The sequence below is a fragment of the Pseudoxanthobacter sp. genome (assembly GCF_036822375.1).
Classification (GTDB): Bacteria; Pseudomonadota; Alphaproteobacteria; order Rhizobiales; family Segnochrobactraceae; genus Pseudoxanthobacter.
This window is the reverse complement of the sequence record NZ_DAISHT010000088.1, coordinates 1-13,738: the sequence shown is the minus strand read 5'-3', so window position 1 is coordinate 13,738 and position 13,738 is coordinate 1. Positions and strand designations below refer to the sequence as shown.

Annotated in this window: 14 protein-coding genes; 7 read left to right on the top strand and 7 right to left on the bottom strand. The window is 70.3% G+C overall.

What is annotated here, in order from left to right; all coding sequences use genetic code 11:
* The 4 genes from V7067_RS10115 to V7067_RS10100 form a co-directional block, all read right to left on the bottom strand.
* On the bottom strand, positions 1–571 hold a 571-nt coding region (locus V7067_RS10115), incomplete at its 3' end, for an NADH-quinone oxidoreductase subunit C (protein ID WP_334175774.1).
* Positions 572–652: 81 nt separating this feature from the next.
* Positions 653–1,234: an NADH-quinone oxidoreductase subunit B family protein gene (locus tag V7067_RS10110; RefSeq protein ID WP_334175773.1), complete on the bottom strand. Its 582-nt coding sequence runs from the start codon at positions 1,232–1,234 to the stop codon at positions 653–655.
* A complete protein-coding gene (locus tag V7067_RS10105; protein ID WP_334175772.1) occupies positions 1,225–1,590 on the bottom strand; it encodes an NADH-quinone oxidoreductase subunit A in 366 nt (121 codons plus the stop codon). The genes V7067_RS10110 and V7067_RS10105 overlap by 10 nt, the downstream gene beginning before the upstream one ends.
* A gap of 504 nt (positions 1,591–2,094) precedes the next feature.
* Positions 2,095–3,351, bottom strand: a complete 1,257-nt coding sequence (locus V7067_RS10100; RefSeq protein ID WP_334175771.1) for an aminopeptidase — start codon at positions 3,349–3,351, stop codon at positions 2,095–2,097.
* 312 nt (positions 3,352–3,663) lie between these two features.
* Between V7067_RS10100 and V7067_RS10095 the strand changes: the two genes are divergently transcribed.
* Entirely contained in the window at positions 3,664–4,656 is a 993-nt protein-coding gene (locus tag V7067_RS10095) for an asparaginase (RefSeq protein WP_334175770.1), read from the top strand.
* A 28-nt stretch (positions 4,657–4,684) separates the two neighbouring features.
* Here V7067_RS10095 and V7067_RS10090 read toward each other — a convergent pair whose 3' ends face one another.
* The gene (locus tag V7067_RS10090; RefSeq protein WP_334175769.1) at positions 4,685–6,154 is read right to left on the bottom strand and encodes a deoxyribodipyrimidine photo-lyase; all 1,470 of its coding nucleotides are present in this window, start codon (positions 6,152–6,154) and stop codon (positions 4,685–4,687) included.
* A 211-nt stretch (positions 6,155–6,365) separates the two neighbouring features.
* Here V7067_RS10090 and V7067_RS10085 point away from each other — a divergent pair, with 211 nt between their 5' ends.
* The 6 genes from V7067_RS10085 (at position 6,366) to V7067_RS10060 (ending at position 11,630) form a co-directional block, all read left to right on the top strand.
* Positions 6,366–7,430, top strand: coding sequence for an acyltransferase (locus V7067_RS10085; protein ID WP_334175768.1), 1,065 nt, complete (start codon positions 6,366–6,368; stop codon positions 7,428–7,430).
* Positions 7,431–7,577: 147 nt separating this feature from the next.
* On the top strand, positions 7,578–8,189 hold the full coding sequence (locus tag V7067_RS10080; protein ID WP_334175767.1) for a sigma-70 family RNA polymerase sigma factor: 612 nt from the start codon (positions 7,578–7,580) through the stop codon (positions 8,187–8,189).
* Between the two features lie 246 nt (positions 8,190–8,435).
* Complete coding sequence (locus V7067_RS10075) at positions 8,436–9,146, top strand: NrsF family protein (protein WP_334175766.1); 711 nt, start codon at positions 8,436–8,438, stop codon at positions 9,144–9,146.
* Positions 9,147–9,275: 129 nt separating this feature from the next.
* The gene (locus V7067_RS10070; RefSeq protein ID WP_334175765.1) at positions 9,276–9,494 is read left to right on the top strand and encodes a hypothetical protein; all 219 of its coding nucleotides are present in this window, start codon (positions 9,276–9,278) and stop codon (positions 9,492–9,494) included.
* Positions 9,495–9,974: 480 nt separating this feature from the next.
* Positions 9,975–10,208 (top strand): 30S ribosomal protein S21, encoded by a 234-nt coding sequence (rpsU, locus tag V7067_RS10065; RefSeq protein ID WP_334175764.1) that lies wholly within the window; start codon positions 9,975–9,977, stop codon positions 10,206–10,208.
* Between the two features lie 576 nt (positions 10,209–10,784).
* Positions 10,785–11,630, top strand: a complete 846-nt coding sequence (locus tag V7067_RS10060) for a tetratricopeptide repeat protein (protein WP_334175763.1) — start codon at positions 10,785–10,787, stop codon at positions 11,628–11,630.
* A 158-nt stretch (positions 11,631–11,788) separates the two neighbouring features.
* Here V7067_RS10060 and V7067_RS10055 read toward each other — a convergent pair whose 3' ends face one another.
* Together V7067_RS10055 and V7067_RS10050 are read right to left on the bottom strand one after the other, a co-directional pair.
* A complete protein-coding gene (locus V7067_RS10055) occupies positions 11,789–13,105 on the bottom strand; it encodes a folylpolyglutamate synthase/dihydrofolate synthase family protein (RefSeq protein ID WP_334175762.1) in 1,317 nt (438 codons plus the stop codon).
* Positions 13,106–13,196: 91 nt separating this feature from the next.
* A partial coding sequence (locus V7067_RS10050) for an acetyl-CoA carboxylase carboxyltransferase subunit beta (protein ID WP_334175761.1) occupies positions 13,197–13,738 on the bottom strand: 542 nt, incomplete at its 5' end.

Genomic DNA, 13,738 nt, shown 5'->3' with positions numbered 1-13,738 from the left:
CCCACGGCGACAGGAAGTCGAAGGTGCGGAATTCCTGATTGAGCCGGACCGGCTCGTAGACCACGCGTTTGCGTTCGTCGTCGTAGCGCAGCTCGACGAAGCCCGTCACCGGGAAATCCTTGCGCAGCGGATGTCCCTCGAAACCGTAGTCGGTCAGGAGACGGCGCAGGTCCGGGTGATCGGAATAGAGAATGCCGTAGAGATCGTACGATTCGCGCTCGAACCAGTCGGCACCGGGGAAGAGGCCGGTGATCGAGGGAATCGGCGTGAACTCGTCGGTCTCGGTCTTCAGCCGGATGCGCAGGTTCTGCGTCGGCGACAGCAGATGCACCACCGAATCGAAGCGACGCGGGCGAGCCGGCCAGTCCACACCGCACACGTCGATGAAGCTGACAAACCGGCAGCGGCCGTCGTCACGCAGGAAGCGGGCCACCGTCAGGAGATGCTCGGCTTCGACGGTCAGCGTCAGCTCGCCGAAGGCAATCGCCGCAGAGGCGATGCACCCGCCGAGCGTCTCGGTAAGATAGTCGCTGAGGTCTTTCAGCGCTTCGTCTGTCGTCGTCTCCGACATCGCCGTCTCCGACTTGACGCCGGCAGTGCCGCGCGGCGCGCATCAGGCTTTCCGCAGGGGATCGTACGATCCGGGCGCCGGTCAGCGCTCGATCGTTCCCGTGCGGCGGATTTTCTTCTGCAGAAGCAGCATGCCGTAAAGCAAGGCTTCGGCGCTCGGCGGGCAGCCGGGAACGTAGATGTCCACCGGCACGATGCGGTCGCAGCCGCGCACCACCGAATAGGAATAGTGATAATAGCCGCCGCCGTTGGCGCACGAGCCCATCGAGATGACGTAACGCGGCTCCGGCATCTGGTCGTAGACCTTGCGGAGCGCAGGCGCCATCTTGTTGGTCAGCGTGCCGGCAACGATCATGACATCCGACTGGCGCGGGCTGGCACGCGGCGCGAGGCCGAAGCGCTCCACGTCGTAGCGCGGCATGGAGACCTGAATCATCTCCACCGCACAGCACGCCAGACCGAAGGTCATCCACATCAGCGAGCCGGTGCGCGCCCACTGGATGAGTTTGTCGGTGGCCGTAACGACGAAGCCCTTGTCGGCCAGCTCGTCGTTGATCTCCAGAAAGAAGGGATCGTCCATGCCGATCGGGCGACCGGTATTGGGATCGATCACCCCCTTGGGCGCCGGCGCGATCAGCGTGCCGTTAGACGGGGTCAATCCCATTCCAGTGCCCCCTTCTTCCACTCGTAGATGAAGCCGATGGTGAGCACGCCGAGGAACAGCATCATCGACCAGAAGCCGAACCAGCCGAGCGTGCCGAAAGTGGCCGCCCACGGGAACAGGAAGGCCACTTCAAGGTCGAAGATGATGAAGAGGATCGACACCAGATAGAACCGGACGTCGAACTTCATACGTGCGTCGTCGAACGCGTTGAAGCCGCATTCGTAGGCGGAGAGCTTTTCGCTGTCCGGGTTCCGGAACGCGACGATGAACGGCATGACGAGCAGCGCCAGGCCGACGATGCCGGCAATTCCGAGAAAGACGACGACCGCCGCATATTGTCTCAGAAGCTCTTCCATGGAAGCCCGATCCAATCCGCTTGCCGATCCACGATACCAGCAGGGATGCCGGTGCGGCCGGTGCCCTGCGCCCTGCCCCTGCCGTCTTTCGACCTCGCGCCATCCCGCCGCGGAGGGCGCTTTTGATCGCGGCGGCGGGCAGGTGGAGGCCGGACAGGAGCCGGCGTTCGCGAACCTGTCGAACCGGCCGGTGCCCGGAAGCGCCAGCCACGAGATTCAGCGAAGCCGAGATGAGCCTTAGCCCACACACTGGAATGAGGCAAGAGTACGCGACGCGTTATCACGGCCTCAGAGCGGGCACATTTTTGCCACCGCACCGCCCGCGCGCGGCCGGAACTTGCCGGGCCGGCCGGCGGCGGACGGCAGAAACCGCCCGGTTCCGCAACGCCCGGCGGGCGTTTGCGCGCACCCCGCCCGCCGGGCTTGGCCGGGCGGGCGTTTCGTCGCACGACGGGCCGCGGGCCCGCCTGCGCCGGCACGGCGGGCGGGCCGAGTCGGGGCCTGTCACACCCATTCGCCGGCGCGCATCACCGGGTGCGCGGTGCCGCCGGCATCGATGCCGTCGACGTCGACGGCGCCGGAACCGATCATCCAGTCGATGTGGATGAGGCTCTTGTTGGCGCCGCGCGCGGCGAGTTCGGCCTCGCTCATCGCTCCGCCGCCGGCAATGCACTGGCTGTAGGACTGGCCGAGCGCGATGTGCGAGGCGGCGTTCTCGTCGAACAGGGTGTTGAGGAACAGGAGGCCGCTGGCGGAAATCGGCGAGGAATGCGGCACCAGCGCCACTTCGCCCAGCCGGCGGGCGCCCTCGTCGGTTTCCAGCACGCGGGCCAGCACATCGCCGCCGGTGGCCGCGTGGGCCTCCACGATTCGCCCCTCCTCGAAGCGCACGCGGATGTCGCGCACGAGCGTGCCCTGATAGGAGAGCGGCTTGGTGGAGGACACGAAGCCGGAAACCCGCGCCCGGTGCGGCGTGGTGAACACCTCCTCGGTGGGGATATTGGGATTGCAGACGATGCCGTTGCGGGCCGGCGCCGAGCCGCCGCCCCAGTCGTGGTCGTCGGCAAGGCCCACGACGAGATCGGTGCCGGGGCCGCGGAAATGCAGGGCGGAAAAGCGGCGCGCGTTGAGCAGCGCCCGGCGGGCATGGATGGTGGCGTTGTGGGCGGCCCAGTCGGCCACCGGGTCGTCGCCGGTCACGCGGGAGGCAGAGAAGATCGCCTCCCACAGCTTCGCCACCGCCGCCTCTTCCGGCAGGTCGGGAAAGACCGCCGTTGCCCAGCCGGGCGTCGCATAGGCGGCGATCGACCAGTTGATATCGAAGCCGGAGATGAGCTTCAGCGCCGGCTGATAGGCATGGGAGCGGGCGCGGTTGGCCCGCGCCACCCGCGCCGGATCGACGCCGGCGAGCAGCGCCGGGTCTTCGCCGATGATGGCAAGGCGGGCGGCGCCGCCACGAAACGCGCTGGCCATGCCCTGATAGAGCCAGCCGGTGGCGCGGTCGAAGCTGTCGTCGGGGGCGTGGGCGAATCGCATCAGCGTGGTGGCGTCGTCGCCATAGAGCGGCGTCACCAGCGCGGCACCGGCGCGATAGGCGTGCTCGCTCACCCGGCGCACCAGCGGCACCGCCTCCACCGGCGCGGTCAGCACCACCTCCTGCCCGCGGGCCAGGTTGAGGCCCACCCGCACGATCACCTCCGCCAGCTTGTCGAGCCGGCGGGCAAAGCCGGCCTGAGCGGCCGGGCTGAACGCGATGGTCATGGAACGGGTCTCCTTCACTGAACCGGGCAGCGGACTGCCGCCGCGTGCGTCTTCTCATGCGCCTTCATAGCAGCAAACGACGCCGCTGGCGGCGGCGGGCGCGAAACGGCGCCGCAGCCGGCCGGCCGCGCTTGACACGGCAGCGACGCGCGGCCGACCCTGCCGCCAGAAACCGGAGCGCCGCGGCCCCGCCGGGGCCGTCCGCCGGCCGCAGCTTTGCCGCAAGCCGCCCCGCGCCCTGCCCGCCCCCCGGACGCGGCACCGCGGTTGCGACCGGCAGCCGGAGCGTTTGAATTCCCAGCGGAGACGATCATGGCCGACACCCTGCCCTGCCTTGCGGTTCTGGCCACGGGGGGCACCATTGCCGGTGCCGCCGATCCGCGCTCGCAGGCCGGTTACGATGCCGGCCGCATCTCCGGTGCCAGCCTGATCGCCGCGGTACCGGGGCTTGACCGGCTGGCCCGCTTTTCCACCGAGCAGGTGGCCGCCATCGGCAGTCAGGACATGACCGATGCCGTGTGGTTCGCCCTTGCGGTGCGCATCCGGGCGCTGGCGGCAGACCCGGCGACCGACGGCATTCTCGTCATCCACGGCACCGACACCATGGAAGAGACGGCGCTGTTCCTCTCGCTCGTGAGCGACACGGAAAAGCCGGTGGTGATGGTCGGCGCCATGCGGCCCTCCACGGCCGTCAGTGCCGACGGGCCGGCCAATCTGGGCGAGGCGGCGCTGGTGGCCACGGCGCCGCAGGCCCGCGGACGCGGCGTGCTGGTGGTGCTGAACGACACCATCCACGGCGCCGCCGACGTCACCAAAACCTCCACCACGGCGCTGGAGACGTTCCGGTCGCCCAATTTCGGCCCGGTCGGCGCGGTCACGCCCAACGGCGCGGTGTTCTTCGCCCCGCCCGCCGCACGCACCGTGTACGGGCTGCCGGCGCAGGCCGCGCTGCCGCCGGTCGGCATCGTCTTTGCCCACGCGGGCATGGATGCGGCCCCCGTCGCCGCGCTGGTTGCCGCCGGCGTCAGGGGCATCGTGCTGGCCGGCGTCGGCGACGGCAACGCCGCCACGCCGGTCATCGCCGCGCTGGCGGCAGCGGTGAAGGCCGGCATCGTCGTGGTGCGCGCCAGCCGCGCCGGGGCCGGCGCGGTGATGCGCAACATCGAGATCGACGACGACCGGCTCGGCTTCATTGCTGCCGGCTACTACAACCCGGCCAAGGCGCGGGTGCTGCTGCAGGTGCTGCTGGCGCACGGCATTGCCGATGCCGCCGGCGTGCAGCGCGCCTTCGACCGCCCGGCCTGAAGCCCGCTGCTCGGGCACACCGGATCTGTCACGGGCCGGCGCGCAGGGCCTCGAAGGCCGCCAGCGCCCGCCGCCGGCCGGCATCGGGCTCGACCACCGGCAGCGGATAATCGCGCCCGAGGCGGATGCCGGCCGCAGCCATCACGCTCGCCGGCGCCATCCACGGCCGGTGCAGCCACGCATCCGGCAGGCGGGCGAGTTCGGGCACGAAACGGCGCACATAAGCCCCCGCCGGATCGAACCGCTCGCCCTGCAGCACGGGGTTGAAGATGCGGATGAACGGGGCGGCATCGGCCCCGCAGCCCGCCACCCACTGCCAGCTTGCCGGGTTGGAGGCGCTGTCGGCATCGACCAGCGTATCCCAGAACCAGCGCTCGCCCTGCCGCCAGTCGATCAGCAGATGCTTGACGAGATAGGAGGCGGCGACCATGCGCGCCCGGTTATGGATGAAGCCGGTCTGCCACAGCGCCCGCATGGCCGCATCGACCAGCGGAATGCCGGTCTCGCCCTTCTGCCAGGCGGCAAGGCCGGCCGGATCGTCGCGCCATGGAAAGGCCCCGAAGCGCGGATCGATGGGGGCTTCCGCCAGATCGGGAAACTGATCGGCAAGGCCGCGGCAGAACTCCCGCCAGCCGAGTTCGGCGAGGAATTTCCCCGCATCGCGGTCGTCGTCCGCCACCCGCATGCGTACGCTGTGGAAGATGCGGCGCGGCGAAATCTGGCCGAAGCGCAGCCAGGGCGACAGCCGCGAGGTGGCATCGGCGGCGATCCCGTCGCGCGCGTCGGCATAGCCGGCCAGTGTCCGGTCGAGAAAGCGGGCAAGGCCGGCCTGCGCCATGGCCTCGTCGGGGCCGCGGCCGGCCTCGCTCCACTGCGCGCGCAGCCCGCCCGCCCAGTCCGGGCGGGCCGGCAGCAGGCTCAGGTCGGCCAGCGCCAGCCCCGCCGGCGGTGCGGCAAAGCCCGTGAGCGCCTGTGGCGCCGGCTTCGGCATCCGCGGCGCGGGCCCGGCCATGGCCGCCTTCCAGAACGGCGTGAAGACGCGATAGGGCCGGCCGCCGCCGGTCACCACCGCTCCCGGCGCGAACAGCCGGTCGGCCAGAAAGCGGTGCACGGAACGGCCCTGCTCCTGCAGCGTGGCGGCAATGGCCTCTTCGCCGGCGGCCGCCGCGCCATCGGCCCTCCGGTTCCACACCACCAGGCCGGCGCCGCAGGCATCGGCGACCGCCGGCACGATGGCGCCCGCCCGCCCGCGCCGCAGCACCAGCGGCACGCCGCAGGCACGGAGCGCCCGATCGAGGCCGGCGAGCGCGTGGTGCAGCCACCAGCGCGACGCGCCGCCCGGCGGGCGTCCGGCCGCCTCGTCCAGCACGAACAGGGCCACCAGCGGCCGCCCGCTTTCCGCTGCGGCAACAAGGGCCGGATTGTCGTCGAGCCTGAGGTCGTCGCCGAACCACAGCAGCACCGGCGCGGCGGGGACGGCAGCAAAAGGAACCGGCATGGCGGGACGCTCCGCTTTGCGCAGAAAAACGCACAGGCGACCCGCCCTTCGGGCCGCAGAAGAGGCATGCCGCAGCTGTCGCCCGCCTTCAACCCGCCACCGGCGCCGGCGGGCCGGCAAACCGGCCCGCGCCGGGGCCGGACGGATACGGTGCTTGGAGGCGGGCGGCAACAGCGATAAAACCGGCCGGACACGACGAAAGCGGTGAGCGATGACGCGGGCCAACAATTTCGATTTCCTGCGCGCCATCGCCGCCCTGTCGGTGCTTTACGGCCATATGTTCGTGCTGATGGGCGAGCCGGTGCCGATGCTGCTCGGCACCTCGCTGCACGGCCTCGGCATCGATATCTTCTTCTGCATCAGCGGATATCTCGTCACGCTCAGCTGGCAGGCGGATCCCGCGCCCGCCCGCTTCATCCGCCGCCGCGCCCTGCGCATTCTGCCGGGACTTGCCGGGGTGCTGGCGTTCTCGGTGTTCGTTCTCGGCCCGCTGGTCACCACGCTGCCGCTGACGGCCTATTTCGGCGCGCCCGCCACCTGGCGCTATCTCGGCAACATCGTGCTCTTCCCGCGCATCAGCCACAACCTGCCGGGCGTGTTTGCCGATACGCCGTTTCCCAATGCCGTCAACGGCTCGCTGTGGAGCCTGCCGGTGGAAGTGCTGATGTATGTGATGTCGGTCACCATCGGCCTCACCGCGCTTGGGCTGCTGCGGCTGAAGCTGCCGCGCCGGCTCGCCGGCCCGCTGCTCTGGCACCTTGCGGCCGGGGCCGGGCTTTGGGCCTTCCTGATGGCGGTGGAGGCGAGCGGACGGCCGGGCTTCTTCGTCGGCAGCACCGATCTCACCAACATCGCCGGCCTCGGCCTTTATTATATCAGCGGCGCGGTGCTTGCGCTCAGCCCGCGGCGGCTGGCGCTGCGCACCGACATCGGGCTTCTGGTCGTGGCCGTGCTGGTGGTGATGCCGGCCAGCGCCGTGCCGTTCGCGCCGCGGGCATTCCTCTTTGCCTATGCCGTGCTTGCCTTCTGCAACGGCACCAGCTTCGCCGGTTTCGCCCGGCCGGGCGATTTTTCCTACGGGCTTTATCTCTATGCCTTCCCGGTGCAGCAGGTGGTGGCCAGCAATTTCCACGGCCTCATCGGCGTGCATCTGGCGGCGCTGCTGTCGGCAGCCGGCGCGCTGGCGCTGGCGGTGCTGTCCTGGCATTTCATCGAGGCCCCCGCGCTGCGGCTGAAACCGCGCCGCCCGCCGAAAAAAAGTCCGCCGGCCGCGTAACCGCCGGCCCCTGCCGCACGAATTTCTGCCATGGCGCCGGATGTGGCGCAGCGGCGCCGCAGTTCCGACGCGATCGGAGGGTCCGATCGGGGTCTGCGGCCCGGTGCGATCCATCCCCGGCGCCGCAGCAGCAACGGTGGCGCGCCGATGATGACTGAGCCTTGTTCCGCCCCTTCCGGCCTCCGCAGCGATGCCGCCGATGCGCGCTGGTGCGCGTGGATGGCCGCCGCGCAGGCCGGCGACGAACGGGCCTATCAGGCGGTGCTGCGCGATTGCGTACCGCTGATCCGCGCCGTTGCCCGCCGGCAGGGCGTGCCGGCCGACCGCTCCGACGACGTCGTGCAGGATGTGCTCATCACCGTGCATCAGGCGCGCCATACCTACGATCCCGCCCGCTCGTTCCGGGCGTGGCTGACCACGCTTGCACAGCGGCGCGCCATCGATTTTCTGCGCCGCAACGAACGGCTGCTGCGCCGCGAGGTGCACGATCCGTTTGCCTACGAAGCCCACGCCGACCTTTCCGCCGATCCCGAGACCGGCCTCGACCGTGCCAGCCGGCTGGCGCTGGTCGGCCGCGCCATCGAGAGCCTGCCGCAGGGGCAGCGCGAGGCGGTGGAGCAGCTGGCGCTCGCCGGCCATTCTCTGGCCGAAGCTGCGGCAACGACCGGCCGCACCGCCGGCGCGCTGAAAGTGAACCTGCACCGCGCCCTGAAGACGCTGGCCGAACGCTTCGGCCACGGCGAATTCAGCGGCGGCTGACCGGGCGGCCGAAGCGGACCGCCGCCGAAAGGCACGCAGCCGCCGGCTCTTTGGCCCGGCCGCCGGATCGGGCATCCTGAAGCGCAGCAACGAATCAGGCCGGCGCCCCATGGCCCGGCAACGCAGATGGCTTGCCGCAGATGGCCTGCCGCAGATGGCTTGCCGCAGAGCAGCCCGGCCGCTGCCGGCGGCGGCGCAACCTCTGGCTCCCCGGGCGACCGGACGGCGCCGCCGGGATGAACCACCATGCCAGACCCGCACCCCAACGAACCGCCGCCGGATGGTGAGACCGAGGTTGCCCGGCTCATCGGCCGCCTCGCCCGCGGGCCGGTGGGCGCGGCCGCGCTGCCGCCGCCGCTGGTGCGCGCCACCCGCTGGCTGGCGCTGGTGGCGGCGCTGGCGGTGCTGCTGGCGTTCTTCGCCGATCTCGATGCCATGGCCGGCCGGCTGACCGGGCAGCCGGAGGCCGCCATCGGCCTCGCGGCCTCGGTGCTGACGATGATTCTGGCCGCCCTCGCCGCCTTTGAAATCGCCCTGCCGGACCGCTCCCCCCTGTGGGCGCTGCTGCCGCTGCCTTCCGCCGCACTGTGGGTTGCCGCCGGCATTGCCGGCTATGCGCGGGTGGTGATGGATGAGACCGCCTATGACCCGACGCTTGAGGAGGTGCGCAACTGCCTTCTCATCATCCTCGCCCTCGCGCTGCCGCTGTGCGCGCTGCTGGTGGCGATGCTGCGCCGCGCCTTTCCGCTGTGGCCCCGCCTCGCGGCCGCCACGGCCGGTCTGGCGGCGGCCGCCGCCGGGCTGTCGCTCTTCACCCTGTTTCATCCGTGGGATGCCGCCGCGGTGGATCTGGCGATCAACCTGCTGGCACTGGCCCTCGTCATCGGCGCCAGCCTGTGGTTCGGCTCACCCGCCCTCACCAACCGCCTTTCGGGAAAAATGCGGCGGCGGATGTAACCGGGCGCGACCGCGCAGCGAAAGAACGAATGGGACGCGATGAAAACGCCCCGCCGAACGGGCCGCCCGCTTTCGCGGTGCAGGCCCGCCGGCCCCCGGCAACCGGAACATCATCAGGAATCAGGGTCCATGACCTCCCGTAATCGCGTGGCGCTTGCTCTTTCCGCCGCTCTGCTCTCCGCCGGCCTCGTTGCCGCGCCGGCCGTGTCCTTCGCCGGCCAGTCCACCACGGCCCCGACCACCACCACCACCGCCAAGCCGGCGGCGCCGGTGAAGAAGAAGAAGAAGCCCGCCAAGACCACGGCGCCGGCCCCGACCACCGCGCCCTCGACCACCAAGACGAACTGAGGTCAGGACGAACCGGGCGGGCACCGTCCGCGGCACCGCCGCCGGACGGCCCGCTTTGCCGGTGCGGCCCTGCCGCCCGGCGCGCCCGCAAGGCTGCAGGATGACGGCGCTCCGGCGTCTCCGTCCTGCGCCGCACCCCGGTGCAGCCGCATCCCTCCGGCTGCCGCCGTCCTGCCTGCGGCCGTTCCCCGGCGGCCCGGACAGGAAACGAGATGCACCGGTGCCCCGTGCTCCTGTCGCACCGGTGCATCTCACCCGCCTCCCCCGCCCGGCGCGGTGCCGGCGGATTTCCGCGGCGCGTTTTTTCAGGGGGACATGGACACCGCGCACCGTTTCTGCTATCGAGCCCCCCATGTCGAAGAACCGGGGGCGCCTGAGGCGCCGGGCCGGCCATTCGTTGATGGATGTAACTCAAGGGTTCCCCGGCCTTCCGCATGCAGCGGGTGCCGCGGTTTCCGGAACAGATAGCGAGACACAGGCGTGCAGGTTCTCGTCCGCGACAACAACGTCGATCAGGCCCTCAAGGCTCTCAAGAAGAAGATGCAGCGCGAAGGCATCTTCCGCGAGATGAAGCTCCGCGGTCATTATGAGAAGCCGTCGGAGAAGAAGGCGCGCGAGAAGGCCGAGGCCGTCCGCCGCGCCCGCAAGCTGGCGCGCAAGCGCGCTCAGCGCGAGGGTCTGGTGCCGGCCAAGGTTGCCGCCGCCAAGCGTTGATTCCCTGCCTCACGGCAGATGCGTGAGACCGGCGTCGGGCCAACCGACGGCGGTCTTTTGCATTGTGAGCCATGCATTGTGAGTTTTCCATTATGAGTCCTGCATCGGGAGCCCTGCACAGGATTCCCGGCACCGGATTCTCTGGTGCATGAGCGCCGCGAATCCCGCTGCACCGGCTTTCTTCCCCGGTGCGGCGTGCTCAGATGGCAACACCGGCAAACAAGCAACATCCTGCCACATTGCGCAGCCCGCCGGCGCCACATCCTCGACACCCGGGCACGCCAATCACCACAAACAGAGCCGGGACAGGTGATTCGACCTGACAGCCCGGTTTTCTCCGCGGTTCCGGCCGGTGCGGCGACCGCCCTCCGGCTGTGCAACGTCGGGTGGCGGCAGCCGTTTGCCGGCTGCGAAGGCGACGATCGGTCTTTTCGGGCGGCGGCCACATGGCCGGCGGCCCGCGAACAGGGGAGTCCCCGGGCGGCACGATGCCCGCCGGGGACCGTTCAGGAGCACGGCATGCGGCGAGCAGACGCAGAGTTTGCGGTGGCGAAATCACGGCCCCGGTTCAACGGATTGGCCCTGAAGCGGCAGGGCCGCGCACTGGCGCCGGCGGCGGCGCTGGCCGTGGCGCTGCTGGCAGCGGCCTGCCAGAATCAGGCTGGCATGTCGCCCGCCCAGATCGCGGCTCAGTCCGCCGCGCGCGACAATATCCAGTCGATCACCGAGGTCATCAACGCCAATCCGAACGACCCGCAGGCCTACAACATGCGCGGTTCGGCCTATGGCAAGGTCGGGCAGAACGACAAGGCACTGGCCGATTTCACCACCGCCATCCAGCTGAAGCCGGATTTCTATCAGGCTTATTCGAATCGCGCCCTGATCTATCGCGCCATGAACCAGCCGCAGGCGGCGCTGAACGACTACGCCTACGCCATCAAGATCAACCCGCAATACTCGCCGGCTTATGTCGGCCGCGGCAACATCTACCGGCTCAACGGTCAGCTCGATCTGGCCCTGAACGACTTCAACGCCGCCATCGCGGCCGATCCCAACGATTCCCGCGCGTTCCACAATCGCGGCCTCGTCTATCAGCAGCAGGGCAATCTGGCGAAGGCGATCGACGACTTCTCGCGCGCCATCAGCCTCGATCCCACCGCTGCGGCGCCCTACAACGCCCGCGGCATGGCCTACATGGCGCAGGGCCAGATGGAATCGGCCGAGGACGACTTCACGGTCGCCGTCTCCATCGACAAGTATTATGCGGAAGCGTGGGCCAATCGCGGCATCGCGGCGAGCGAACTCGGCAATGCCGAGAAGGCACGCACCTCGTTCCGCGCGGCGCTCAACCTGAAGCCCGGCTATCAGCCGGCCGTGCAGGGCCTCGCCAAGCTCAACGGCGGCGCCGCCCCGCAGGGCTGACGACGGACCGGCCCCGGCGCCCGGGGGCGCCACGGCAGCCATGCCGGGACAGAACGAAACGGAAAAGGCCGGGCCCTTGCTGCCCGGCCTTTTTTTCATGCCCGCATCGTCTTTCCTGCCCGCATCGTCATTGCCCGCCGTCCGGCCCTGCGCGGCGTTCAGGCCGGCGGCGTGCCGTTCTGCTCCAGCACATCGCCAGCCAGATAGAGCGATCCGCAAATGAGAATGCGCGGGGCCGGCTCGAAGCGCCAGGCCTCCTGCAGTGCCCGCAGCGCGGTGCGCACGCTGCCGACGGGTTCGGCCGAAAGCCCGGCGCTGCGCGCCAGAGCCGCCAGTTCCGCCGGATCGCGCCCCGCCTCCGAGTGCGCCACCGGCACCGTGAACACATGGCGCACCAGCCCCGCGAACGGGCGGAAGAAGCCGACCGGATCCTTGGTCGTCAGCATGCCGGCAATGAGGAACAGCGGACGCGGCAGCCGCTCTTCCAGATCGGCCATCACCGCGGAAATCGCCTCGCCTGCGCCGGGGTTGTGGCCGCCGTCGAGCCAGATTTCCGCGCCCTGCGGCGCCAGTGCCGCGAGCCGGCCGCTGCCGAGCCGCTGCATCCGCGCCGGCCATTCCACCGCCTGCAATCCGGCTTCCGCGGTCGCACTGTCCCACAAGCCCGCCGCCCTGAGGGCAGCGACCGCCGTGCCGGCATTGATGATCTGGTGGCGGCCGATCAGGCGCGGGCGCGGCAGGTCGACGAGACCGTCCTCGTCCTGAAACACCATGCGGCCATGCTCCTCGCTGACCGCCCAGTCCTGTCCGCCAAGGTGCAGCGGCGCCCCCAGCCGGGCGGCGGTGCGCTCCAGCACCTCCGTCACCGCATCGGCCTGCGGCGCCGAGACCACCGGCACGCCGCGGCGCATGATGCCGGCCTTCTCGCGGGCGATGTCCGGCAGGGTCGCGCCGAGGAACTTCTCGTGATCGAGCGAAATCGGCGTGATGACGGAGGCCTGCGGCCGCTCCACCACGTTGGTGGCATCGAGCCGGCCGCCGAGGCCGGTTTCCAGCACCAGCACATCGGCCGGATGATCGGCAAACAGCACCATGGCCGCCGCGGTGGTGATCTCGAACAGCGTGATCGGCGCCCCCGCGTTGACCGCCTCGACCTGCTGCAGCGCCGCCACCAGCGCCGCGTCGCTGACGAACCGGCCGCCGCCCGGCTGGCCCAGCCGGATGCGCTCGCGGAAATGCACCAGATGCGGCGAGGTGTAGACGTGCACCGTGCGGCCCTGCGCCTCGAGCAGCGCCCGCAGCGTGGCCGAGACGGAGCCCTTGCCGTTGGTGCCGGCAATGTGGATCACCGGCGGCAGCCGCCGCTCGGGATGGCCGAGAGCCGCGTTGAGCCGCTCCACGCGGTCGAGCGAGAGGTCGATTTCCTTCGGATGCAGGCCGGTCAGCCGCTTCAGAATCGCGCCGGTGTCTTCCATCGTTCGTCACGGTCGGGTTCGGGAAAACAAATGCCGGGCGGAGGTGACCCCCGCCCGGCACGAAAACGCGGCAGCCCGTTGCGGGCCGCGCTCAGTGCACTTCGCTGGCGGAAGGCGTCTCCGGCGCGGGCAGCGCTGCCTCTCCGCCCGGCACCGCCGGCAGGCCCATCAGCATGCGCAGGGTGCGCGACAGCGTCGGGCGAATCTCGTGGCGATGCACGACCATGTCCACCATGCCGTGGTCGCGCAGATATTCGGCGCGCTGGAAGCCTTCCGGCAGCTTCTCGCGGATGGTCTGCTCGATGACGCGCGGGCCGGCAAAGCAGATCAGGGCGCCGGGTTCGGCGATGTGGATATCGCCCAGCATGGCATAGGAGGCCGTGACGCCGCCGGTTGTCGGGTTGGTGAGCACCACGACATAAGGCAGCCCCGCCTCCTTCAGCGCGGCGATGGCCACGGTGGTGCGCGGCATCTGCATCAGCGACAGGATGCCTTCCTGCATGCGGGCGCCGCCGGAGGCGGCAAACAGCACGAACGGCGTGCCGGAAACCCGCGCCGCGACGAGACCGTTGATGATCGCCTCGCCCGCCGCCATGCCGAGCGAGCCGCCCATGAAGGCGAAATCCTGCACCG